Below are 21,977 nucleotides of genomic sequence, written 5' to 3'. Positions count from 1 at the left end.
CATTTATTGAAACTAATTGTTAAATCTGTGCCCATTTGGTCGAAAGCATCGGAACCACTTGCCGTAATTGATCTTCGAGAATTGATTTTTTCACACCTGCGTCCATGCTTTCTAATGGAATTGCTGGTAACCAAATAATATTTACTATATCTCCAATATTTGTCCAAGAGTGATCACAAGTAATGAAGAACACATGCTTAAAGCCAGCATTATGTAATTGTGTTTCAAATTGCTTCGGTAATTCTTCGTTTTTTAAAGAAGCCATATAAGAAAAAGGTGGCATGACTAGTAAACGGCCTTTAAACTGTTGTTCTATGAAAGAAGTTAAAGACATTAGAAAATCTACCTCAGCGCCACTTTGTTTCATTTTCTCAGAAGCTAAATCGATGGATATGAGCGGAACAATCGCAGTATCGATGAAATCCTTCTGTCCCAAAAATGATGTCACATCGTTTGCATTAAAGTACATTCAACAAACCTCCTTTATCACATAATAAAAATGCCCTTTTCCACTCTTCAAATAGGATACCCAATTAAAAGTGAAAACAATCATTCACTAGTAATGTTACCATATTGAAGTGGGTAAAGGACATTCAATTTTTACCTATAACTAAGGTAAATTAGCCGTTTCCTTTAATGCTTGTAACAAATTAGACAATTCATAAAAACGTTCTTCATCTCCCTGATCGAGGGCATCATCAATTTGTGCAAGTAATTTTTCTTCTTGGAATACGAGTAAGCTATTGGAAAGCAGTTCTTCTGCCAGTAAACGATCTTTTTCACTAACTAACAGTGTCTCTGGCATATAAGGGTTTTCTTCTAAAACTGCTAAGTATTGTGCACTTGGTGGTATATTTGGAAAATTCAATTGTATATACATATCTTCTTGCTCGTGTAAGCGTAAATCATGGAAAGACTTTTCAGCGTCTGCCGTCATTACATTGCCTTTATAGAAACGAAAAGGCACACCTGTTGAATCAACCGTAGACATCACCATTGCTCTAGGACAATAGTGAGCTTCTTCCACAAATCGGATTCGTTTTAATAAGTCATCATTACTAAGTAAGTAATTTAAAATCCACACACACTCACGACGTTTCAATTGATAATTTTTTAAAAACCATCGAACAAATGCTTTTTTATCAACAACTGATACAGAAGCAGTCATACCCACTCCCTCCTTTACTCAAATTCTAAGGCTTCTAACTTCTCTTGCCATTCTGGTTCACCTGGTTGAATGTTAATTAATTGTTCAAGAACCACTTTCGCTTCTGAACGTTTACCTTCCTCTAATAAAAAGTACACATATTTTTCTAAAAATGTTGCGTCTTCCTTAAAATCATTATATGCCAAACGGTAAAATTCGTATGCACGGTCGTACAATTCTAAATTTTCATATGCCTCTGCAGCAAATGGATATAACGTGCTCCATTCAAAATCATTTTGCTGTAGAGTCTCAAATAATTCGATAACATCTTCATTCCGTTCCTGTTGTCCTAAAACAGAAATAAGTGCTAACACGGCTTCCATATACTCAGGGTCTAATGCTATTGCTTCTCGTAAATATTGCTCAGCTTCTACTGGCAAACTATTTTTCAAGGCCATTTTTCCAGCAAATAAATAGAGCGTTTTATCATATTCATCGCGTTTTAATCCCTCTTGGATCGCCGTATAGGCTTTTTGATTTTCCTCAGTCATCGCATAGCTTTCTGCCAGCAATAAGTAAGCCGAGAAGTAATCAGGATCTAACTCTTTCAATTCCTCTAATTGTTTAATAGCCATCTCGTATTTTTGGGATTGGAAGGCTGAATACGCAGCACCAAATAAAATATCTGGTTTCACCTCATCTTCAAGTGCCTTTAAATAATAATCCAATGCTGTTTCGTAGGCAGCCCCGGCACGATAAACCTCCGCTAATCGTTCCACAAGATGAATACCAGCAAATTCTTCTTGTTGCTCATTTAATTCTTCATACAATCTTGCGGCTTCCAAAAAACGACCTGTTTCAAATAACAGTTCGGCTTTGGCAAAATGAAGTAATGGCTCGTCTGGCAAAATTGCTAGTGCTTCATTTATACGTTTTTCTGCTACCTCAAATAACCCCTGCATTTGATAATAATCCGCTAAAACTAATAATGCTTGTGGATATTCTGGTGAGCCTTCTTCGATTTCAAGCAATAAATTTAATGCCTCATCTTCATCACCAAGCTCCATTAATACATTTGCACGATCTATTTTTAACTGTGCCTCTTCTGGGAATATGAATTGTAAATGCTCCAGTACGCGGTCAGCTTCTTTCATGTACCCATATTGCATAAAAATTTCTGAAAGTGCGTAAATTTCCTCGGGTAGCTCCTTCACTAAAAATGTTTCAAGTAGCTGATCTATTAATGCTAAGTCTCCCTGTTCAAGTGCTTGCATCATTTCAGTCATCGCATTGTTCACAGTCATTCACCTATTCTTTCTTTGATACCTTTATGCTACAAAACATTTACCACCGAAACAAGAAAAAACTCCCCAAAAGCTTGGAGAGTCAATCTTCAATTGTTACCTTACTGCCTCAATATGTTCAAAGAATGATGGATAGGATACAGCGATACACTGTGCATCATCTAAAGTGACTGGTCCTTCGGTCATTAAAGCAGCCACAGCACCCATCATTCCGATTCGATGATCGCCATATGTTTTGAGACTTGCACCCTTTAATGGTGTTGGCCCTTCAATAATCATACCATCATTTGTGGCTTCGATGTTAGCACCCAGCTTTTTTAATTCAGCTACAACCGCTGTAATACGGTCTGTTTCCTTTACTTTTAACTCCTCGGCATCTTTAATAATGGTTTGACCATGTGCCTGTGTAGCAAGTAAAGCAAGGATTGGTATTTCATCAATTAAACGAGGAATCATGTCTCCCTCGATTGTTGTACCAGATAAAGTAGATGTTTGGATTTGAATAGTTGCTGTTGGTTCAGCTTGACTATTGTCATTTGGCATCACTGTCATGGTTGCACCCATTTTAGAAAGGACCTCGATAATTCCATCACGTGTTGGATTAACGCCAACATTTTCAAGTGTTAATTGACTATTATGACAGATTGCCCCCGCCACTAAGAAAAAGGCTGCAGATGAGATGTCCCCTGGTACAGAAACATGAGTCCCACTTAAAGCTTGTCCACCCTCTAATGAAACAACCCCATCCTTCACTTCGACATCGGCACCAAACTGACGGAGCATTCGTTCAGTGTGATCTCTTGACACTTCTGTTTCTCTAACTATCGTTGTTCCCTCAGCACGCAAGCCTGCAAGTAATATAGCAGATTTAACTTGTGCACTAGCTACTGGCATGTTGTATTCAATGGCCTGGAGTTTTGTACCTTGAATGGCTAATGGTGTATATTGACCGTCTGCACGTCCCGTAATATGGGCTCCCATTTGACGCAGTGGATCAATAACACGTCGCATTGGTCGCTTGCCAATAGATGCATCCCCCGTCATGACTGAATGAACTGAAGATCCTGCTAAAATTCCGAGCATTAAGCGCGTTGTTGTACCAGAGTTACCTGTGTACAACACCTCTGTAGGCTCCTGCCAACTATCCATCCCTGGACTCTCTATCTTTACACTCGTTCCTTCCACCTCAATATGCACACCAAGCTTCTGGAAGCAATCAATGGTACTTAAACAATCTTCCCCAAGTAAAAAACCTTCTACTGTTGTTGTTCCAGTCGCAATGGAACCAAACATCACAGAACGGTGAGAGACCGATTTATCGCCTGGAACAGTTAGTGATCCCTGTAAAGATGGCTTATTGTATTGTAAAACTTTTTCACTCATTAATTTACTCCCTCCAATATGAAGACAGAAAGCGCCGTAATCCCGACGCTTTCTTTTTTTATGAAATATATGTTTCAAATTTCGCACGTTTTTGTATACATGCTGCTGCACGTTCGCGGTCATTTTCACTTTGGAAACTAATGACCAAAATACCGAAAACATCCTCCCTCGATTCGACAATTCTTAAATTCGTAATACTTATTGCCTCATCAGCTAGCAAACCTGTTACCTCGGAAATGACACCTGGATAGTCTGGAACATCTACGTATAAGTCAAACGCTGTATACATTGCTCCTGCGCTAATTGGTAATTCATCTCTCAGTTCTTTGGCAATAGAAAAATAGTCTTCAATATCTCGAGAGGTACCATTCGTCAGCAAATCCTTAATACGGCCCATTTCTTTTTCCCAGCCTTCTAGCTGAGTAAGTAACTCATCACGATTTTGTAAAGTGATGTCTCGCCATAAAACCGGGTTGGAAGAGGCTATACGCGTCACATCACGGAAGCCTCCTGCTGCAAGAGAGCGAGTCATAGGATATTCCCCATTCTCTCCTCCTAATTGATGCACAAGAGAAGCTGCAATAACATGAGGGAAATGGCTCACCACAGCTGTCATATGGTCATGCTCACTTGCAGAAACACTTACCACCTTTGCATGCGTAAATTTTAATAGACTTTCTAGCTGTGCCATATGAACAATTTCTTCACCAGCGAGCGGTGTAAGCATATAGTAGGCATTTTCAAAAAGATGCGCCTTTGCAGCTAATACGCCACTTTTGTGTGAACCTGCCATTGGATGTCCACCAATAAACGTAATGCCCAGTTCACGTAATTCACCAGCTTTTTGCATAATTAATTTTTTTGTACTTCCTGTATCTGTTACAATGACTTTATTTTTTAATGGCCATGATTTTAATTGCTCCATCCATTCAAGCGTTGCATTAACTGGTGTACCGAAAATAATAATATCGACATCCGCTGCAATTGCCTGTGGATCCGTCACAGTGTCATGTACAATATTTAATGCTTGTGCATGCTCACGTGTTTGAGCATCCATGTCATAACCAATAATCTTTGTATCTGGTGCCTTCTGTAAAGCAAGGGCGATAGAACCACCGATTAATCCTAGCCCAATAACGAGCACATTGCGTGTCATGCAAATACTCCTTGCTCTTTTAATACATTGTCAAGTTGAACTAGCAATGCTGCATTTTGGGCTTCGGTACCGATTGTGACACGGATAAATCCTGGTAATCCTAAAGCATTACCACTGCGCACAATAAAGCCCTTTTTCATAAGCTCTTGGAAAATGACATCACTATCAGCCTTTGTATCAAAGAAAATAAAGTTCGTATCAGATGGGAAGTATTTTAGATTATGTTTTTCACAGAATTCAACATATTGTTTTTTACCATGTTCATTCGCTTCACGACATGCTTCTATATATTCCTGATCACTAAGTGCAATAGCAGCTACGGCTTGGCTTAGACTTGTATTATTAAATGGACCTCTGACCGGATCAAGCTTTTCAATAATAGTTGGTTGGCCAATCGCATAGCCAACTCGGAACGATGCCAAACCATATGCCTTAGAGAATGTACGTAATAAAAGAACATTTGGATATTGGTCGATGATTGGTAGAGTATCCTTATGTTCAGGATGTGTCACGTATTCAATGTACGCTTCATCAAGTACGACAAGTACATCGTTTGGTACTTTGGCAAGGAAGGCACGTAAAGCCGTATCTGGAATGACCACACCAGTAGGATTATTCGGACTACATACCCATATAACGGCTGTTTGATCATCAATCGCAGCAGCCATCGCCTCTAAATCATGTGCACCCTCCACACAAGGAATTTTACGGATTTCAGCACCTTCAATTTCAGCATTATGCCAGTATTGGGAGAAGGATAGGTCAGCCATAATGGTATTTACCCCTGGATACAACAAAGCACGAGTAATAATAGCAATGATATCGTCAGAGCCGTTACCAAATAGAAGCTGTGTCTCTTGAACACCTAGATGATTTGCAACAGCTGTACGTAAATTTTGTGCATAGCCATCTGGATAAAGAGCATGATTCACTGCATTATTTTGTAAATAAGCTGTCACCTTAGGTGAGCATCCAAATGGATTTTCATTAGATGCCAATTTAATAACTTCTTTTAAGCCATATTCACGTTGCACTTCTTCAATTGGTTTTCCTGGTTTATACGCTTGCATACCGTCCAATTGTTGTTTCCACTTCATCTAAAACATCTCCTCTACTTATTTAGCTTGTGCTAAATCTGGTCTTAATTTCACTGCATCATTGAGATACAAGTGCTTAACATCTTTTTGGGCTACCTCTATATTCGCATGAATTAATACTCGAATACATAATGGTAGGGCATTCGGTACATCCATTTCATGTGTACACATCACTGGAACATATTGCCACCCTTCCATCAATCGGACTGCCCGAGCAGGAAATGCTGAGGTAATATCAGGCGTAGTAGAAATCAAAATGGAAGCAATATCATCTATTTCTACATTATTTGCTGCCACAACCTCACGCACTAATCTTGCTGTCTCATCCCATACAAGCTCTGGCTTGTCAGATTCAATTGTAATTGCTCCTCTAAGTCCACGAATCATACAAGCACCTCCGCTAATAACTCTCTATATTCGGCATCTACTTCTTTGCATTCTTTTAAATCAATTGCCCGCACAAACGGTTTACCGATTTTTTCTAATAAAACAAATTGCAAAATTCCATATTCTGTCTTTTTATCTTTCATTAAATAACTTGTTAATTGTTCGAATGTATAGTCATTTACTGCCTCAAAAGGATAGCCATTTTTAACTGCAAATTGTAAAAATGCTTTAGTAAATGGACGATTGAGCTCCCCATAACGTTCACTCAATAATAAGCAATACACAAGACCAATCATGACTGCCTCACCATGAGCGACTTTGCCGTAGCCTGCAGCCGCTTCAATCGCATGTCCATATGTATGGCCCAAATTTAAAAACTTTCGAACAGATTGCTCTGTTTCATCCTCTGCGACAATTTTTGCCTTAACCTCAATTCCCTTTTTTAGCTGCATCGCTAATTCCTGCTGATTAAAATGCATCACGGAATCTGCTGCCATTAATTCCTCTAACCATGCTGAATCAGAAATCATCGCATGTTTGATTAACTCAGCTGTTCCTGAACGAATTTCGCGTACAGGTAGGGTTTCAGAAAAAACTGTATCGTAAATAACACCTTCCGGCTGATAAAATGCGCCAATCATATTTTTTCCTAATGGATGGTTAATAGCCGTCTTACCACCTACGGCTGAATCATGCGCCAAAATAGTTGTTGGAATTTGAATAAACGGAATTCCGCGCATATAGGTTGCTGCAACAAATCCCGTTAAATCACCAACAGCCCCTCCACCAAAAGCAAAAACAAATGATTTCCGAGAACATTTTTGCTCAAGTAAAAAAGTTTGAGCTGCATAATATTGCTCAAAGGTTTTGCATGCTTCGCCACCAGGCAAAATAAATACTTCAAAATCATATGGGAAATTTGCCTTGAAATAGTCTCCCTGAGCCTCCCATACATGAGCATCTGTAAAGACAAAAAACTTATCTGCTTTATTTAGCTGATCCGCATATGTTTGAATAGCTTCAGTTAGAAAACGATGGCCAAGTAGAACCTCATAATGATGTGATTTTGTTGCAACTGGAACACGCATATATCAGAACCCCTTCGTATATTGACGATGTTCATCAATTTGAGCTTTTAATTGTGGTAATTGGTCACTATGGAATTGTTCCAAAATAACAGTCGCTATTTCCCAGGCAATAACATGCTCCGCTACAACTGATGCAGCTGGTACCGCACAGCTGTCCGAACGCTCTACACTTGCTTTAAACGGCTCTTTTGTTTCAATATCCACACTTTGTAATGGTTTATATAATGTTGGAATTGGTTTCATTACACCTCGTACAACAATTGGCATGCCCGTAGACATACCACCCTCTAAGCCACCAAGTCGATTGGTCGCACGAGTATAGCCTTCTTCTTCCGTCCAAATAATTTCATCATGAACTTCAGAGCCTTTGCGACGAGCCATCTCAAAACCAAGCCCAAATTCTACCCCTTTAAATGCATTAATAGAAAGCATTGCCGCCGCTAACTTAGCATCGAGCTTACGATCATAGTGTACATAAGACCCTATACCTGCTGGCATACCTTCTACGATGACTTCAACAACTCCACCGATAGAATCCCCAGCTTTTTTTGCTTCATCAATCGCATCTACCATCTTTGCAGATGCCACTGGATCTACACAATAGCAAGGGTCCGCTTCCACAATGGCACGAATTTCATCGACTGTTTTCCCTTCCACTAAGGAGGTATCAGCCTTAATTCCGACAATCTCCGTAACATGCGCTACAATAGAAATACCTAATTCATTTAATAAAGCCTTTGCTACAGAGCCGACTGCTACACGTACAGTTGTTTCACGAGCTGAAGAACGCTCTAATACATTTCGCAAATCACGGTGTCCGTATTTCATGCCTCCAACTAAATCTGCATGGCCCGGACGAGGTCGTGAAATTTGCCGTTTGATATCCTCAGGATTTACATCTTCTGCTAATGGCTCAGCACCCATAATTTTCGTCCAATGCTTCCAATCATCATTGGCTACAACTAGAGCGACAGGTGATCCAAGTGTTTGTCCATGACGAACGCCTGCGACAATCTCTACTGTATCTGTTTCAATTTGCATGCGTCGACCACGTCCATGACCTCCTTGACGTCGCTTTAAATCGTGATTAATTTTTTCTGCAGTAATAGGTAAGAGTGATGGTAAACCTTCAATAATTGTTGTTAGTTGGGGGCCGTGTGACTCACCCGCTGTTAAGTAACGCATAAACGCTTTCTCCCTTCAACTCGCTAAAGTATGTATTTTTCACTATAACATATATTCTTTAAAAAAACAGTCCTTTTGCAAATGTCTTTTAAGTTCATACTATTTACACAACCTATATGCGAATATTCTGAACGACTTGCATAAAACATTACTACACTACTGAAGTGAAGTGCTAAAATTTATAAAAAATACGCCTTTGCTTAGGATAAGCGAAAAGCGTACGAATTATCTATGTTAATGCTTTAGTTACTATATGTACATGATGAAACCAGTCATTTGTACAAGCTTTTCATTCATATTATAAACTGTTTTTCCGATAGAAGAATGTGTCCTCTACTTCAAATTGGTAACGAGATGGATTAAAAATTTGCTCTGTCGATCCTACAAATAATATGCCATCCTTGCGTAATGCTTTACTAAAATCGTTATAAATTTGATCTTTGGCTTCTTCCGTAAAATAGATCATTACATTGCGGCAAACTATTAAATCATAATTGCTGTCATAGGTATCATTGAGCAAATTTTGTTTTTTAAAGGTCACACAACGCTTAATCTCATCTTTCACGCGGTAGAAGGATCCTTCTTGTTCAAAACATTTAGCTTTAATGTCATTTGGCACTTCAGCTAAGGAGCGCTCTGGGTAGACACCCAATTTCGCTTTTTGAATGACATTTTCATCTAAATCAGTAGCAATAATTTGAATTTGAGATAAAGGCACTAATTGAGATAAGACCATTACTAATGAATACGGCTCTTCTCCTGTTGAACAAGCAGCACTCCAAATTTTTAAACGCTTATTAGTTTGTAATAGCTTAGGTAATATTTTCTTTTGCAATACTTCCCAACGCTTGCCATTACGATAAAATTCAGAAACATTAATCGTCATACGATCTAAAAACTCATTCATTAAATCACGATTTTGTTCAAGTGCCCTTAGAAAGTCAACAAAATTTCGATAACCTTTTTTTTCATAAAGTGAGGTTAATCGTCTTTTCATTTGCGCTTCTTTATATAACGCTAAATCTATTCCTGTTTTGCGCTTGATACCTTCTATAAACTGTTCATAATCAGACATATGGTCATCTTCCCCTCTAGCGTCGTAGTTCCATTATAGCTGAAAAGAGACAATCCTGAAATAGTCTTTCTCATGTATACTCGTCTACTTGTTTGAGTTTTGTTTTTCCTCTAATAGTAGCACCTTCGACTGTTCTAATTCAAGGCGCATTTTTTCCGTTTCAATTGTATAGGTTTCTAATCGCAGCTTTTCTAATTCTACTTCTTTTTCGATAGCCTTTAATTTTATTTTTTGCTGTCTTGTACGGGAATCTGTAAAAATTCCTGCTAAAGAAATAATAACCCCACCAATAATCGCTACAATGGCAATTGACAATATATCCACATCCTTTCGTTTCTAAAATTATACGGCAAAATAGAAAAAATAGTTTCACTTTCCAGAAATTTATTTCAATTTAAAAAATGAAGGTAGTTTTTCACTACCTTCATTCTAGCTACAGGACTAAACTTGTATACGGTAATGTTTTAAATCTTCTCGCAATTTCGCCTTCAAAAACTTACCTACAGATGTTTTTGGTACCTCCTGAATGAAAACAATATCATCTGGTATCCATGTTTTATGGAATTGCGCTTGTAAGTTTTCGATTAGTTCCTCTTTAGAAATAGAATTTTTGTATTCTGGCTTTGGCACTACGCACGCCAAAGGGCGTTCCAGCCATTTCTCATGTGGGATGGCAATAACAGCGGCTTCAAAGACTTTTGGATGGGACATCAAGGCATTTTCTAACTCAACTGACGAAATCCATTCACCGCCACTCTTAATTAAATCCTTTGTACGATCCGTAATTTTTATATAACCATCCGGCGTCATTACCGCAATATCCCCTGTATAAAGCCAACCATCCTTAAAAGCTTCATCGGTACGCTCATCCTGATAGTACTCATTTGCAATCCACGGACCTCGTATCGTTAGTTCTCCCATCGTTTTACCATCCCATGGCACCTCTCCATTTTCATTAACAACACGAGTCTCAAGAAGTGGCATTGTCATCCCTTGGGTAATGCGAACATGCATTTTTTCATCAGCCGTATAGTCCTGCATATGGGTTAAATACGTTGATAAGCTTACAAGTGGAGAGGTTTCTGTCATGCCGTACCCAGTCATATAAGGAATCTTCAACTCTTCCTCAAAGCCCTTTACAAGACCAATAGGTGAGGCGGAACCTCCACAAACAATTAACCGCATAGACGATAGGTCACGAGGGTTTAGACGTTGCTCCTGTAAAACGCCCAGCCAAATAGTGGGTACACCTGCCGTCAAGGTTACTTTGTACACATCAAAAAGCTCAAGTAAAAGCTGTGGCGTAAACATTGGACCAGGTAATACCTGTGTGGCACCAAAGGCTACACTAGCAAAGGGGAATCCCCATGCATTAGCATGAAACATTGGTACAACAGGTAGTACAACATCTGATTCACAAATAGCAATACTATCTGCAAGCCCAGCAGTTAAACTGTGAAGGACAATACTGCGATGTGTATAAACTACTCCTTTCGGCATACCAGTCGTTGCACTTGTATAGCACATACCTGCAGGTGTATTCTCATCTAAATCATCTGGAAATGAGAAATGCTCATTAGCATCTGCAATTAATGCCTCATAGGACAAAGCATTTGGAATGGGGATAGATTCAAGTGCCACAGCATCACCCATAATGATAATGTGTTTAACCGTTTTCAGCTGTGAAACAAATGGTGCAATAAGGGGTACTAAATTGTCGTCAATTAATAATATTTCATCCTCTGCATGATTAATGACATAGATAATGTGCTCAGGTGCCAACCGAATATTGATCATATGAAGAACTGCTCCTGCACAAGGTACAGCAAAATAGGCTTCTAAATGACGATGATGATTCCAAGCAAATGTCCCAACCTTCGTGCCCTGCTGCATACCTAATTTTGTGAGAGCATCCGCTAATTGACGAGTTCGTTTGACATATTCTTTATACGTAAATTCATGAATTGTCGTAGCACTTGTGCGCGAATATATTTTCTTTGACTGAAAAAATCGTTCTGCTCGATTCAAAAAACTTGTTAATAATAAAGGCGTATCCATCATATGCATGTTACCGCTCCCCTTCGCTGACAAATTTTTGAAACAACCGAGGCTGACTGCCACTACAGATAAAAAGATTTACTTAGGCTGCATACGAATGGCTCCATCCAAGCGAATGACCTCACCATTTAACAAACCATTTTGGATAATGCTTTCTACAAGAAGTGCATATTCTGACGGCTTGCCAAGCCGTTTAGGGAATGGTGTCATTTGCGCAAGAGCCATCCTTGCAGGTTCTGGTAAAGAAGCAAACATCGGTGTTTCAATTAAACCAGGAGCAATAGTCATCACACGCACACCAAACGCGGCGAGCTCACGTGCAATTGGTAGTGTCATCGCTGCTACGCCACCCTTTGATGCACTATAGGCAGCCTGTCCAATTTGGCCATCAAATGCTGCTACGGATGCCGTATTAATGATAACGCCGCGCTGACCATCGTCATTTGGCTCATTTAGCTGCATTTTCTCAGCAACTAGACGGATGACATTGAATGTACCAATTAAATTAACCATTATTATTTTTTCGAATAAACCAAGTGCATGAACACCTCGCTTGGAAATTATTTTGCTCGCATCCGCAATTCCTGCACAATTCACTGCAACATTAATAGGGCCAAATGCTGCTATGGCTTGCTCAAGACCTGTTGCTACATCCTCTTCCTTTGTAACATCTACTCGTACATAGAGTGCATGTTGCCCTAATTCCTCTACTATAGCTTGTCCACGTTCATCATTCACATCAAAGATGATGGATTTGCCACCTTGTTCGACGATTTGGCGAACAGTCGCCTCTCCTAAACCCGATGCACCACCTGTTACTACTGCTACTACATCATGCTTCCTCATTGCCCATATCCCCCCTTACATTTTTTCAATAATCGTAGCATTAGCCATTCCCATACCTTCACAAATAGCTAGTAAGCCGTATCGGTAATTCTCTCGCTCCATGCGGTAGAGCAAAGTCGTTAACAATTTTGTTCCGGTAGCCCCTAATGGATGTCCTAGTGCAATTGCTCCCCCATCTGGATTGAGTTTCTTTGGGTCCCCACCAATTTCCTGCAACCAAACAAGTGGCACTGGTGCAAAGGCTTCATTGACCTCATAGGTATCAATATCCTCTATCTTCAGGCCAGAACGTTCTAACGCCCTTCGAGTCGCTTCGATTGGCCCTGTTAACATCAATGTCGGGTCAGAACCCACAACAACTCTTGTAATAATTTTAGCGAGTGGCTGAATACCGAGTTCCTGCGCTCTATCCAAAGCCATAACCACTACTGCGGATGCCCCATCACTCATCTGACTCGCATTACCAGCCGTAATCACGCCATCCTCTTGAAAAACAGTTTTTAAACTATTTAAAATATCAACAGTAGTTTCAGCACGAGGACCCTCATCCCTACCAACGGTTGTTACAGTATCATCTTCTTGGATTACTTCAATTGGTAGGATTTCATCTTTGAAATACCCTGCTTCAATGGCTGCTAGTGCGCGTTGATGACTCTCATAGGCATAACTATTGAGCTGCTCTTTTGATAATGACCATTTTTCGGCTATTTTTTCTGCTGATAGCCCCTGATGTATAATATTATAATTTTCCTGTAAGCGATTACCTAAATGAGCATTTTGCATGTTAGTCCCCATAGAAACCCTAGACATACTTTCCACACCGCCAGCAATAACTACATCCATATCTCCTGCTAAAATGGCTTGTGCTGCGAAATGCACGGCTTGCTGGCTCGAACCACATTGACGATCGATGGTCACCCCTGGCACACTATCAGGAAATCCAGCCATTAACAGGGCCGTCCGTGCAATATTTCCCCCTTGCTCTGCTGTTTGTGTTACGCAACCTAAAATAACATCATCCACCTGTTCTTTAGTTATGCCTGCTCTTTGTACAGCCTCCTGTAACACATCAGCTGCCAGATCATCCGCTCGAACATGACTTAATGCTCCCTTCCTTCGCCCCACAGCCGTTCGCACAGCTGCAACAATCACCACTTCTCTCATCTCCATTACCCCTTTTCTTCGTCATCCTTCACAGTTTATTGACAAGACTATTAATATATACCCAATTTAATTATCAGAATATTACATCTTTTATTGTACATGAGTAAGTAGTTTTTAACAATTCTAGACGGTTCTAGAAATAAATTAATATTTTAGCTAATAAGAAGGAGCATGCATTTTACCACTATCGTATTTCCACGATACTATCCATCTCCATTTTTTAAGCAATAAAAAAAGCAACCCCAATTATATTGAGATTGCCTAATCTATTCGAAATTAAACTAAATCTTCACCGAAGAATAAAGCGATTTCGCGCTCTGCAGAAGCAAGAGAGTCAGAACCGTGGATGATGTTGTGAGAAACCGTTGTTGCATAGTCACCACGGATTGTACCTGGGTTCTCGTTATTCTTATCGGATATAAAATTTATTACCGGATATTATCAGATTAGTATGTTGGTTATAATAATCGAATTGTACGTGAGGCATACTTGGTTTTACCCTCTACGATTCAAATATACACTACTATCAACACGCTCTACAATAAAACTTATTTGATTTTTTCCAATCGTTCAATTTCCGACGTTAGATATTCCTTTATTATTATTGGTTTATTATCTCGATAAAAAATAGAAACCGCTAAATTACACGCGTCATCTTGCACTCGCTCTTTATTAGTACGTGCATATACAAATTCAATTACGGCTACCTCTAGATTATTTAATCTACGTTCCCCATTAAGTAACTTCTCGCTAAAGTCTACACGATCCTGCATTTTACTAAGAATTATGCGAATTTGACCATCCGTTAAATTCAACTCCTCCATAATCTCTCCAATAGTAAACGAATCTTTTTCCCACATTTTTAATCATCTCGCTTTCACTTCGCTATTCTAACGTAAATATACTTTTATAAATATCCGCTAAATTATTTGAAATAGATTCGACAAAAAACAAAGGAAAGTCGTCCGATATTATTCGGTAGCACTTTGCGATATTGTTATATTACGGAGAAATCACTATGACGTAAAACTGACGCAAGATAAATCCCGACAACATTATTCCTAAAATCGGAATAAATAACATATCTAACCTATAAATAAACAACATTCAGACGATTCGAGACAATCAACTATCCGATTCAACGATTCTCGATGCGTCTGACAGCGCTGAATCCCGATGGTTTGCGATTGACCGCCCGAGTTTAAAAATAACTCGAATATTAAACTAAAGCACCCGATCGTATTATAAGGTCAACCGGAGAAATCTGGTTGACTATTTTTTATTCAATTTATAGATTGATAGTAGCCGGAGCAGAACGGAAGCACCCGTGGGACTTGATCCCGATAACTAAACTGTTCGCCCTCTACTTGTTAACACATGATTAGGCTGGTTGGGATAAAAGAATCCCGTATAACACGCGAAGATATGAATAACAAGGTAGATAGAGGTTACTGGTCAATCCACTTCATAAGGAGGAGATAATTTATGAATCCAGTTGTAGGTCTGGATGTCGCAAAAGGTGAAAGTCAGGTTCAAATGTTCTTGGATAAAAAAGTGCCCTATAAAAACAGTGTGAAAATTGAGCATACGGTGGAAGGACTTGAAGAGTTACACTCTTATTTATTAGATTTAGAGCGTCAAACTGGGGTGAAACCACCTGTTGTTTTGGAATCAACAGGACACTATCATGCCCCAGTTGTTCAGTTTTTAGAAGCAAGAGAATACATTGCCATTATCGTAAATCCACTGGTATCTTACCGAGCAAAAAGTTCTAGCTTACGAAAAACCAAAACAGATGCCATTGATGCTTATCACTTAGGCGAACTGTATTACAAGGAGGATTTAGAGCCTCAGAAAAAGCGTGGTGTTCAGTTATTGAACCTTCGGCATCTAACAAGGCAAAATGAAAATATGACGGGAATTATGATTCAAACTAAGCTTCAATTTCAAGCCATATTAGATCAAATATTCCCTGAGTACAAAGGAGTTTTTGGTGATTTGTACGCTGAGATTTCATTAAGGACTTTACAGTCCTTCCCTACATCTGAATCAGTACTAGAAGCAGATGTTGAAGAAATCGCACAATTCATTGATACACATTGCAAAGCATGTTCGTTTAATTGGGCGCTTGAAAAATCGGAAAAATTAATCGGAGCTGCAGAGCGCAATCCATTTCAATCAACGCTTTATCAAAGTCTTCTAGTCAGTTTGAATATGTATATTGATTTACTTCAAGTGTACCACCAACAACTTTCTACGTTGGAGCGTGAGATTGATGAGTTAGCGGCACAACTTGAAGAATATGAATTACTCCAATCAATTCCCGGTATAGGTGAAAAAATCGCTGCCACGATTATTTCAGAAATCGGAGAAATTGATCGGTTTAATCATCCGAAAAAGTTGGTGGCTTTTGCGGGACTAGATCCAAGTGTATTTGAATCAGGACGCTTTAAAAGCACGAAAAATCACATTACTAAACGGGGCTCAGCTAGGCTTCGTCACATGCTTTTTACAGCCGTTCGTTGTTCTATTCGAGATAGTCGAAAAAAGAAAACAACTCCTGAAACTATAGCGCGAAATAAGCGATTACGATCGTTCTATGATTTAAAACGAGAAGAAGGCAAACCATATAAAGTAGCTATAATTGCTTGTGCAAATAAGCTTTTAAACTGGATTTATGCCATGTTAAAAATGAAAACACCATTCCAAGAAACCATATAGTAACAGCATTTTCAAATACAACAAAAACGTTTCAAATTGAATTCGGAGGGTTATTTGAGTTGCACTTTTTAGTATAGCATGAAGTGTTTTTCACTTTAAAAGATTTTTATTGACAATCTATTAGCTGGTTTAGTTTAATAACTTTTTTTCTTCCCTAAACTCTTTAATATTGTTCCAATTAACATAAATAAAAGCCCTATTAACGTACCATAATAAAAGTTAGGATTAATTCCCAGAGGTGCAAATATCCCTAACATAATCAATACTAATCCAAAACTTGAAGTTATCTCTCCGATTACGTTTTTACTAAACTTCTCTATACCAATGAATTTACTGATAAAGATTAATAATACTCCTAGCAAATAACATATCGAGAAAAATATAAACGAAAAATCCACAATAAGTATACTCAAAAAAATTATGATTACGCCTAAAGAAACAAATTTAGTCCCTTTAGATAAATTATTAATAAAGTTTCTTACTTCTTTGAACAAATCCCTCACCCCGCTAAAATTTTACCATAAAAATCTAGTTAGATTAATAAACTTTTCTGCACCGTTAGTTGAATAGTAACAATCTTCTAGGGAATTATCCATTATTTTTCCAAAACAAAAAAGTTGTATGTAAGGTCTGTGCAGCAGAAAGCGCCTGTTAGAATCGAGGCCTTTGGGGGGGTCACGCACTTTCAACGCAAAAAAGAACGACCAACATTAATCGTTGATCGCTTCGTTAGCTTTACGTTTTGCGCTTTCTCTTTTCAGTGTAGCAATTGAAATGCCCGTCAATTCCGCAACTTGCGTAAAGCTATGTATTTCTTTCAACTTCATAGCGTGGTCTAGCTGTTGCTTAGTATACGTCGGTTTACGTCCTTCGCGATAACCTTCACGCTGCTTTGCTACCGCTTTACCTTCGTTTAATCGTTCTACAATCATATCGCGTTCAAACTGTGCGAAGGCAAAGAAAATGTTACGTACTAGTGTAGATGCCGATGTATTATCGAGTAGCCCGATATTGAGTATGTGTACCTTAATACCGCGGTCTAGTAAAGTTTGTACTAGGTCACTACCCTTAGTAGCAGAACGCGCAAAACGATCCATTTTAGTTACTACCAACGTATCGCCTTCGTTAAGGATCGCCAGTAGCTTATCGAACTCCGGTCTTTCCGTCGTCGTACCAGTAAACTTTTCACTGTAAATAACTTCGCAACCTTCCGCCTTTAACTGGTCGATTTGCGCCTGTAAATCCTGTCCTTGCGTTGATACCCTAGCGTATCCGTATTTAGTCATTTCATCCGCCTCTTAAATGATACCGAGTTACGATACCGTTCTATACGTTGATAATACTACATCGTCTAAACGGTGTCAATTCTTTTTAAGTTACGATACCAAATACAAGGATGTAAATTGTCAGACTTCGATTTGTTTTGAAGTACCACTCGTCCGCCAGCGCCTTCTGCCCGACGTTTTCTCGTATTTCGGAAGTAAACGGAATCCTCAACGCAAAAAAGACGGCAGCCGAAGCCAACCACCGCCAATTTAATACTTTACCGCTCTAAAACGCTTATATATCAACGATTTAGCCCTTGTTTAATACGAGCTAACTGTGCAGCAACCGCAGCTTCATCTACCGCATGCGTTTTAACGTCTAGTTCCGCATGGTCAATAAGCATACCCTCCGTTTGCATATATAGCTTCATCATCGAGGCATTACCCGCCTCACACTCGCGTACTAGCGCTTGCATAATACGAGTACGACTGTCAGTTAAATACGTAGCTGTGACTGCTGATTTATACTCAAGCATCGCCGGTAATTGGCGCCATTTACGTAGTGAAAGGTCAGAACCCCCTACCTCTTTTGCGATATCTGTGAATGATATCCTAGCGTACTTTAGCGATGGTGAGAATATCAAATTATTCCGTGAGGGTACGCCTCAGCATAACACTATTAAAACGTATATTGGCTCTATCGCAAATCACATTAACGAGCCAGAAAAAGCTGTTGATATTCTCGACGGAACAGTACAAACTTTTGCAGGTATGGCAGGGACAAATGTAATGGAATAACGATTAGGACGGACTTAGTACCGCCTTTTATATTTTCGTAAATAAAAAACGAGTGGAGACGATAATGTATGATTGAAATTTATTACCAAGAAGATGGAACAGCAGTGATTAAGGAAGATAATCTATTAAAAGAAAAATTACCTGACGACTTAGATATATCAAAAGTCAATATTACAGACGAAAAAATCGGCGCACATAACTTAGCTTTCTTAGCAGACAGAGTATGGACTCACTAGATAAAGGCAAATAATACTCAATCGGTAAATACGAGCCTGTTCTATCGAATCGTTTTTTCGATTCATGCGAGGCTTTGCGACATGTATCGCAGCAGAATCGGCTATCTACTCGCTTTGATTTGCTAACGCGTAAGTTATCGCCTTCAATAGCGAACACGTTCAGGCAAAACATATACTTACATCTGCGAACCACTGCAAAGTAATAATTACACATCGTAAAATATGAGCATCATAACAACCCATCTTTGGCTGCAGCTTGTATCTTTTCAAATGCCTGTTTACGCTCATGTCTTTGTTGAATATCAGCAAGACGTGACCTTTCATGTTTAATTCGTTTCGCTAAGGCCTCGGGAAACCTGTGATCAAACGCTGTACGATTCGTAATGGGACGGCTTGAAGAAGTACACGTCATTATCATAAGTAGGATTACGCTTTACTAAGATTAAATCTAATTCTTTTAACGTGCTGATAGCAGTCACTACGGTACTCCTACTCACGCATAATGCATCTGCTATTTGATCCTGCGTTGGCCAAGCGTACCCCTCTGTATGATTAAAACGGTGTAGTAAATAAAGATAGACTCGAAGTGTTGCGCCTGTAAACTTCGGATGAAATGAATATAATTCGAATATCGCGTTAGGAACTCCAGTCCATCCAGCATCGTATTTAAAAGGCAATACTTTTTGTTCATCAATTGTCTGATTTTGTTCCTCCATAAAATCGTCTCCTTTAGCTGTTGTATTTTTATATGTGAACGTCGGTTGTTCGACGAAATTACCTCCTACTATATACTGCACGGTAAATTTTTACTTCATTAACACTTCTGGTAAAATTGCCCCTACTTTATATACCCGAATGAAAATTCAGTTTCGGACATATTTCTGATAATTTCCGTCCTACTATACACTGCACACTAAAACCTCTGTGTTTGGGACCACTTTTCGGAAAAATTATATTGCGTGCATCAAAAGTTCCATTTCGGGCGCTGAGTAAATTACGTTAGTGACAGTTAAAGGTTCGCCCATAAATACATAAAGAGCGCCTTGACCTTCGCTATAATGTGCGTCAGTTTTACGTCCAGTCTTTTCGAATAGTTTTCGTTGGATATTTATGATGCCTGTTGCAGTACTCATACCGTGCATTCCTCCATTAATTTAGCGTTGAAAGGCTTTAGGTGATAAATACATTAACCTATGATCTAAAACCGTTTTTAGCCACGGCTACTAAGGCGAAATGAAGGTGCTAGGTATTCACTCCTTAAGCAAGAACGTTTCAATAAATTGTTATTATTTAACTGTTTCTGTTTGGTATAATAAATAAAAAATGTTAGAGGTGATGTACTATGAATACTCTACAATTATTTTATAAAAAATATCAAAATCATAAGGATATTAAGTCTGTGGATTATATTAATTGGGCTTTCACCATGTTGGAAGATAATTGTTCATCGTTTTCTTTAAATATCTTAGCCTCTCTAAGAGAACCACTTAATATTTTTGAGGTAGAAGATTACTTTAGAAGAGCACTAAGTGAGATGGAGTTGCAAGAACCATCATATGAAGAGTGTGCTAGATATAACATTGTGCAGTTATCTGAAAAATTACTACAAGATAAGAAGAACGTTTTTGAAATAGTCTATGATATAAATTCAGTGATTCGAGATATTGATTACCCAGAAGACCTAAAAAAATGGTTCATTATAAGTGACATGGTAGATGAATTTCAATATGGCGGTAATGATTTTAATTTAACGAAGGAAGAAGTAATTACAGCCATTATGGATGAAGCAAAGAATCAGTTGAAGAATAATAAGAAAAGCTAGGCGTTGGCGCACCCAGCCTTCAACTACCATTGTTGGTGCAAAACGGACAGCTCAACTCGTAGGCGCGAGTGAGTATTTAATCGGAATGACGTATTTACATCATTACATATATAAACAAAGCTATTGCGATAGAAAACGCTGTTGTACCGTAGTACCACACTCTAAGTTCTCCTTCTTCACCTCAAAAATATGCGTCTACCTACTTTGCTGTATCGACAGTTGCTTTCGTTAGTAACTTAATGTACACCTTCTTATATTCACGCTCAAACGACTGTGCTGACGCCTTAAGCGCAACTCCTTGTTTCACGCTTGAATACCCCCAATCACTAACTCCTGACCATCAGCACGATAAAAGTCTGAACAAACTACATGCATATGATTCAAAATCGGAATTGTTTTAAGTGCCTTATTTGTTAAACGCATTACAATCGTTCTCCAAGCACATTTCTCTGTTGAAACAGCCTCGTAGTTATTTAAATAGTCACTACTATCTGCGATAACTATCTCTGCTGCTTAGTCGGCTACTTTTTTCGTATACTCTGCTATTAAACGTTTGCACTTACGAATAGTGTCGTCAATCATTTCCTGTACGTATAACGGAACTGGTGTCGTAGGAACTGTATAATCCTACCTACAGTTACGTCGCTTCACAAACACCTGATAAGACGTTGAGAATACGCCTTCTTTTTCAAACGATACAATTTGATACTCCACTGACCAAACTTCATTGTCTGTTAACCATTTGCCCTCGTCTAACGTCGTAAACATTTCACATTCCGCCTTCCATAGTGTTATTTCGGTACGCTTTTAAGTACCATTTCCGCTATCATTATATGGTACGCTATTGCGTAACGTCAAGTATATTTTGGGAGGACTTTTAAATGGCTAAACAAGTAGTGGTTAAGATTGATTATTTGATTAAAGAGTACAAGGTAGGTTCATTAAGAAAGTTAGCAGAGAAATGCGATATAAGACACGCAGCACTAAGCGAATTGAAAAGTGGTAAGAGAAAAAACATCAACTTCGGGCATATCGAGAGAATTGCTGAAACATTTGGAATTGATGATATAACTGAGATAATAGATTTTGTAGAAGTAGACGAAGAAAAAGACGACGCCGAATAGTGAAGTGACCCCTAAAAGTTAGACACGGTTATTTTGATTTAGGAAGCTTGGATAAAATGAGTTCGGTATTGCACCGGACTCATTTTTAATTTTGCCTTCATACGTTTCGTGTTGTAATAAT

General features: G+C 38.8%; 28 protein-coding genes. 5 read left to right on the top strand and 23 right to left on the bottom strand.

Features of this window, described 5'->3' with window-relative positions:
• Positions 1 to 19 precede the first annotated feature (19 nt).
• From ACP3VS_RS19755 to ACP3VS_RS19680, 16 genes are all read right to left on the bottom strand, one after another.
• Complete coding sequence (locus ACP3VS_RS19755) at positions 20 to 469, bottom strand: DUF2487 family protein (protein ID WP_031417986.1); 450 nt, start codon at positions 467 to 469, stop codon at positions 20 to 22.
• A gap of 141 nt (positions 470 to 610) precedes the next feature.
• A complete protein-coding gene (locus ACP3VS_RS19750) occupies positions 611 to 1,168 on the bottom strand; it encodes a ReoY family proteolytic degradation factor (RefSeq protein ID WP_031417985.1) in 558 nt (185 codons plus the stop codon).
• Between the two features lie 14 nt (positions 1,169 to 1,182).
• Positions 1,183 to 2,451, bottom strand: coding sequence for a tetratricopeptide repeat protein (locus tag ACP3VS_RS19745; RefSeq protein ID WP_426389700.1), 1,269 nt, complete (start codon positions 2,449 to 2,451; stop codon positions 1,183 to 1,185).
• Between the two features lie 96 nt (positions 2,452 to 2,547).
• Positions 2,548 to 3,834: a 3-phosphoshikimate 1-carboxyvinyltransferase gene (gene aroA, locus ACP3VS_RS19740; protein ID WP_036161175.1), complete on the bottom strand. Its 1,287-nt coding sequence runs from the start codon at positions 3,832 to 3,834 to the stop codon at positions 2,548 to 2,550.
• Positions 3,835 to 3,892: 58 nt separating this feature from the next.
• Entirely contained in the window at positions 3,893 to 4,990 is a 1,098-nt protein-coding gene (locus ACP3VS_RS19735; RefSeq protein ID WP_012293647.1) for a prephenate dehydrogenase, read from the bottom strand.
• On the bottom strand, positions 4,987 to 6,087 hold the full coding sequence (gene hisC / locus ACP3VS_RS19730) for a histidinol-phosphate transaminase (RefSeq protein WP_012293646.1): 1,101 nt from the start codon (positions 6,085 to 6,087) through the stop codon (positions 4,987 to 4,989). Before hisC ends, ACP3VS_RS19735 begins: the two co-directional genes overlap by 4 nt.
• An 18-nt stretch (positions 6,088 to 6,105) precedes the next feature.
• Complete coding sequence (gene aroH, locus ACP3VS_RS19725; protein WP_012293645.1) at positions 6,106 to 6,474, bottom strand: chorismate mutase; 369 nt, start codon at positions 6,472 to 6,474, stop codon at positions 6,106 to 6,108.
• Positions 6,471 to 7,562, bottom strand: a complete 1,092-nt coding sequence (gene aroB / locus ACP3VS_RS19720; protein WP_012293644.1) for a 3-dehydroquinate synthase — start codon at positions 7,560 to 7,562, stop codon at positions 6,471 to 6,473. Before aroB ends, aroH begins: the two co-directional genes overlap by 4 nt.
• A gap of 3 nt (positions 7,563 to 7,565) precedes the next feature.
• A complete protein-coding gene (aroC, locus tag ACP3VS_RS19715) occupies positions 7,566 to 8,747 on the bottom strand; it encodes a chorismate synthase (protein WP_012293643.1) in 1,182 nt (393 codons plus the stop codon).
• Positions 8,748 to 9,045: 298 nt separating this feature from the next.
• Positions 9,046 to 9,822: a CheR family methyltransferase gene (locus ACP3VS_RS19710; protein ID WP_031417978.1), complete on the bottom strand. Its 777-nt coding sequence runs from the start codon at positions 9,820 to 9,822 to the stop codon at positions 9,046 to 9,048.
• Between the two features lie 84 nt (positions 9,823 to 9,906).
• The gene (locus ACP3VS_RS19705; protein WP_031417976.1) at positions 9,907 to 10,137 is read right to left on the bottom strand and encodes a hypothetical protein; all 231 of its coding nucleotides are present in this window, start codon (positions 10,135 to 10,137) and stop codon (positions 9,907 to 9,909) included.
• A 126-nt stretch (positions 10,138 to 10,263) separates the two neighbouring features.
• On the bottom strand, positions 10,264 to 11,889 hold the full coding sequence (locus ACP3VS_RS19700; RefSeq protein ID WP_012293641.1) for a long-chain fatty acid--CoA ligase: 1,626 nt from the start codon (positions 11,887 to 11,889) through the stop codon (positions 10,264 to 10,266).
• Between the two features lie 69 nt (positions 11,890 to 11,958).
• Positions 11,959 to 12,726, bottom strand: coding sequence for a 3-hydroxyacyl-CoA dehydrogenase (locus ACP3VS_RS19695; RefSeq protein WP_012293640.1), 768 nt, complete (start codon positions 12,724 to 12,726; stop codon positions 11,959 to 11,961).
• Between the two features lie 15 nt (positions 12,727 to 12,741).
• The gene (locus ACP3VS_RS19690; RefSeq protein ID WP_426389695.1) at positions 12,742 to 13,890 is read right to left on the bottom strand and encodes a thiolase family protein; all 1,149 of its coding nucleotides are present in this window, start codon (positions 13,888 to 13,890) and stop codon (positions 12,742 to 12,744) included.
• Between the two features lie 276 nt (positions 13,891 to 14,166).
• Complete coding sequence (locus ACP3VS_RS19685; protein WP_198695235.1) at positions 14,167 to 14,319, bottom strand: nucleoside-diphosphate kinase; 153 nt, start codon at positions 14,317 to 14,319, stop codon at positions 14,167 to 14,169.
• A gap of 119 nt (positions 14,320 to 14,438) precedes the next feature.
• Positions 14,439 to 14,750, bottom strand: coding sequence for a hypothetical protein (locus ACP3VS_RS19680; protein WP_198695198.1), 312 nt, complete (start codon positions 14,748 to 14,750; stop codon positions 14,439 to 14,441).
• Positions 14,751 to 15,375: 625 nt separating this feature from the next.
• Between ACP3VS_RS19680 and ACP3VS_RS19675 the strand changes: the two genes are divergently transcribed.
• A complete protein-coding gene (locus ACP3VS_RS19675) occupies positions 15,376 to 16,611 on the top strand; it encodes an IS110 family transposase (RefSeq protein ID WP_198695195.1) in 1,236 nt (411 codons plus the stop codon).
• 134 nt (positions 16,612 to 16,745) lie between these two features.
• Here ACP3VS_RS19675 and ACP3VS_RS19670 read toward each other — a convergent pair whose 3' ends face one another.
• From ACP3VS_RS19670 to ACP3VS_RS19660, 3 genes are all read right to left on the bottom strand, one after another.
• Positions 16,746 to 17,105 (bottom strand): hypothetical protein, encoded by a 360-nt coding sequence (locus ACP3VS_RS19670; protein WP_198695193.1) that lies wholly within the window; start codon positions 17,103 to 17,105, stop codon positions 16,746 to 16,748.
• A 216-nt stretch (positions 17,106 to 17,321) separates the two neighbouring features.
• A complete protein-coding gene (locus tag ACP3VS_RS19665) occupies positions 17,322 to 17,897 on the bottom strand; it encodes a recombinase family protein (RefSeq protein WP_198695192.1) in 576 nt (191 codons plus the stop codon).
• 281 nt (positions 17,898 to 18,178) lie between these two features.
• Positions 18,179 to 18,520, bottom strand: coding sequence for a phBC6A51 family helix-turn-helix protein (locus tag ACP3VS_RS19660; protein WP_198695190.1), 342 nt, complete (start codon positions 18,518 to 18,520; stop codon positions 18,179 to 18,181).
• On the opposite strand from ACP3VS_RS19660, the gene ACP3VS_RS19655 reads away from it, so the two are divergent.
• Together ACP3VS_RS19655 and ACP3VS_RS19650 are read left to right on the top strand one after the other, a co-directional pair.
• Positions 18,477 to 18,674: a hypothetical protein gene (locus tag ACP3VS_RS19655; protein ID WP_198695239.1), complete on the top strand. Its 198-nt coding sequence runs from the start codon at positions 18,477 to 18,479 to the stop codon at positions 18,672 to 18,674. The two genes, ACP3VS_RS19660 and ACP3VS_RS19655, sit on opposite strands and share 44 nt — an antisense overlap.
• A 68-nt stretch (positions 18,675 to 18,742) precedes the next feature.
• Positions 18,743 to 18,910 carry a hypothetical protein gene (locus tag ACP3VS_RS19650; protein WP_198695187.1) on the top strand — a complete coding sequence of 56 codons (168 nt, stop codon included), beginning with the start codon at positions 18,743 to 18,745 and terminating at the stop codon, positions 18,908 to 18,910.
• A gap of 362 nt (positions 18,911 to 19,272) precedes the next feature.
• Here ACP3VS_RS19650 and ACP3VS_RS19645 read toward each other — a convergent pair whose 3' ends face one another.
• Together ACP3VS_RS19645 and ACP3VS_RS19640 are read right to left on the bottom strand one after the other, a co-directional pair.
• The gene (locus ACP3VS_RS19645; protein WP_198695185.1) at positions 19,273 to 19,707 is read right to left on the bottom strand and encodes a helix-turn-helix domain-containing protein; all 435 of its coding nucleotides are present in this window, start codon (positions 19,705 to 19,707) and stop codon (positions 19,273 to 19,275) included.
• Positions 19,708 to 19,860: 153 nt separating this feature from the next.
• Positions 19,861 to 20,052 carry a hypothetical protein gene (locus ACP3VS_RS19640; RefSeq protein ID WP_198695184.1) on the bottom strand — a complete coding sequence of 64 codons (192 nt, stop codon included), beginning with the start codon at positions 20,050 to 20,052 and terminating at the stop codon, positions 19,861 to 19,863.
• A gap of 200 nt (positions 20,053 to 20,252) precedes the next feature.
• Here ACP3VS_RS19640 and ACP3VS_RS19635 point away from each other — a divergent pair, with 200 nt between their 5' ends.
• Positions 20,253 to 20,732, top strand: a complete 480-nt coding sequence (locus tag ACP3VS_RS19635; protein WP_198695182.1) for a hypothetical protein — start codon at positions 20,253 to 20,255, stop codon at positions 20,730 to 20,732.
• Positions 20,733 to 21,359: 627 nt separating this feature from the next.
• On the opposite strand, the gene ACP3VS_RS19630 is transcribed toward ACP3VS_RS19635, so the two are convergent.
• Positions 21,360 to 21,500, bottom strand: coding sequence for a hypothetical protein (locus ACP3VS_RS19630; RefSeq protein ID WP_198695180.1), 141 nt, complete (start codon positions 21,498 to 21,500; stop codon positions 21,360 to 21,362).
• Between the two features lie 113 nt (positions 21,501 to 21,613).
• Between ACP3VS_RS19630 and ACP3VS_RS19625 the strand changes: the two genes are divergently transcribed.
• Positions 21,614 to 21,856, top strand: coding sequence for a helix-turn-helix domain-containing protein (locus ACP3VS_RS19625; protein WP_198695178.1), 243 nt, complete (start codon positions 21,614 to 21,616; stop codon positions 21,854 to 21,856).
• Between the two features lie 38 nt (positions 21,857 to 21,894).
• On the opposite strand, the gene ACP3VS_RS19620 is transcribed toward ACP3VS_RS19625, so the two are convergent.
• The coding region (locus tag ACP3VS_RS19620; RefSeq protein WP_426389725.1) for an IS3 family transposase at positions 21,895 to 21,977 on the bottom strand (83 nt) is incomplete at its 5' end.

It is taken from the genome of Lysinibacillus sp. VIII_CA (assembly GCF_049943995.1).
Classification (GTDB): Bacteria; Bacillota; Bacilli; order Bacillales_A; family Planococcaceae; genus Lysinibacillus; species Lysinibacillus pinottii.
The sequence above is the reverse complement of the archived record's forward strand: the minus strand, read 5'-3'. Positions and strand labels throughout refer to the sequence as shown.

Excerpts from the sequence above, each read along its gene's own strand:
- ACP3VS_RS19755 (WP_031417986.1), bottom strand. The coding sequence starts at position 469 with ATGTACTTTAATGCAAACGATGTGACATCATTTTTGGGACAGAAGGAT.
- ACP3VS_RS19750 (WP_031417985.1), bottom strand. The coding sequence starts at position 1,168 with ATGACTGCTTCTGTATCAGTTGTTGATAAAAAAGCATTTGTTCGATGG.
- ACP3VS_RS19745 (WP_426389700.1), bottom strand. The coding sequence starts at position 2,451 with ATGACTGTGAACAATGCGATGACTGAAATGATGCAAGCACTTGAACAG.
- aroA (WP_036161175.1), bottom strand. The coding sequence starts at position 3,834 with ATGAGTGAAAAAGTTTTACAATACAATAAGCCATCTTTACAGGGATCA.
- ACP3VS_RS19735 (WP_012293647.1), bottom strand. The coding sequence starts at position 4,990 with ATGACACGCAATGTGCTCGTTATTGGGCTAGGATTAATCGGTGGTTCT.
- hisC (WP_012293646.1), bottom strand. The coding sequence starts at position 6,087 with ATGAAGTGGAAACAACAATTGGACGGTATGCAAGCGTATAAACCAGGA.
- aroH (WP_012293645.1), bottom strand. The coding sequence starts at position 6,474 with ATGATTCGTGGACTTAGAGGAGCAATTACAATTGAATCTGACAAGCCA.
- aroB (WP_012293644.1), bottom strand. The coding sequence starts at position 7,562 with ATGCGTGTTCCAGTTGCAACAAAATCACATCATTATGAGGTTCTACTT.
- aroC (WP_012293643.1), bottom strand. The coding sequence starts at position 8,747 with ATGCGTTACTTAACAGCGGGTGAGTCACACGGCCCCCAACTAACAACA.
- ACP3VS_RS19710 (WP_031417978.1), bottom strand. The coding sequence starts at position 9,822 with ATGTCTGATTATGAACAGTTTATAGAAGGTATCAAGCGCAAAACAGGA.
- ACP3VS_RS19700 (WP_012293641.1), bottom strand. The coding sequence starts at position 11,889 with ATGCATATGATGGATACGCCTTTATTATTAACAAGTTTTTTGAATCGA.
- ACP3VS_RS19695 (WP_012293640.1), bottom strand. The coding sequence starts at position 12,726 with ATGAGGAAGCATGATGTAGTAGCAGTAGTAACAGGTGGTGCATCGGGT.
- ACP3VS_RS19690 (WP_426389695.1), bottom strand. The coding sequence starts at position 13,890 with ATGAGAGAAGTGGTGATTGTTGCAGCTGTGCGAACGGCTGTGGGGCGA.
- ACP3VS_RS19680 (WP_198695198.1), bottom strand. The coding sequence starts at position 14,750 with ATGTGGGAAAAAGATTCGTTTACTATTGGAGAGATTATGGAGGAGTTG.
- ACP3VS_RS19675 (WP_198695195.1), top strand. The coding sequence starts at position 15,376 with ATGAATCCAGTTGTAGGTCTGGATGTCGCAAAAGGTGAAAGTCAGGTT.
- ACP3VS_RS19665 (WP_198695192.1), bottom strand. The coding sequence starts at position 17,897 with ATGACTAAATACGGATACGCTAGGGTATCAACGCAAGGACAGGATTTA.
- ACP3VS_RS19650 (WP_198695187.1), top strand. The coding sequence starts at position 18,743 with ATGATTGAAATTTATTACCAAGAAGATGGAACAGCAGTGATTAAGGAA.
- ACP3VS_RS19640 (WP_198695184.1), bottom strand. The coding sequence starts at position 20,052 with ATGCACGGTATGAGTACTGCAACAGGCATCATAAATATCCAACGAAAA.
- ACP3VS_RS19635 (WP_198695182.1), top strand. The coding sequence starts at position 20,253 with ATGAATACTCTACAATTATTTTATAAAAAATATCAAAATCATAAGGAT.
- ACP3VS_RS19630 (WP_198695180.1), bottom strand. The coding sequence starts at position 21,500 with ATGTTTACGACGTTAGACGAGGGCAAATGGTTAACAGACAATGAAGTT.
- ACP3VS_RS19625 (WP_198695178.1), top strand. The coding sequence starts at position 21,614 with ATGGCTAAACAAGTAGTGGTTAAGATTGATTATTTGATTAAAGAGTAC.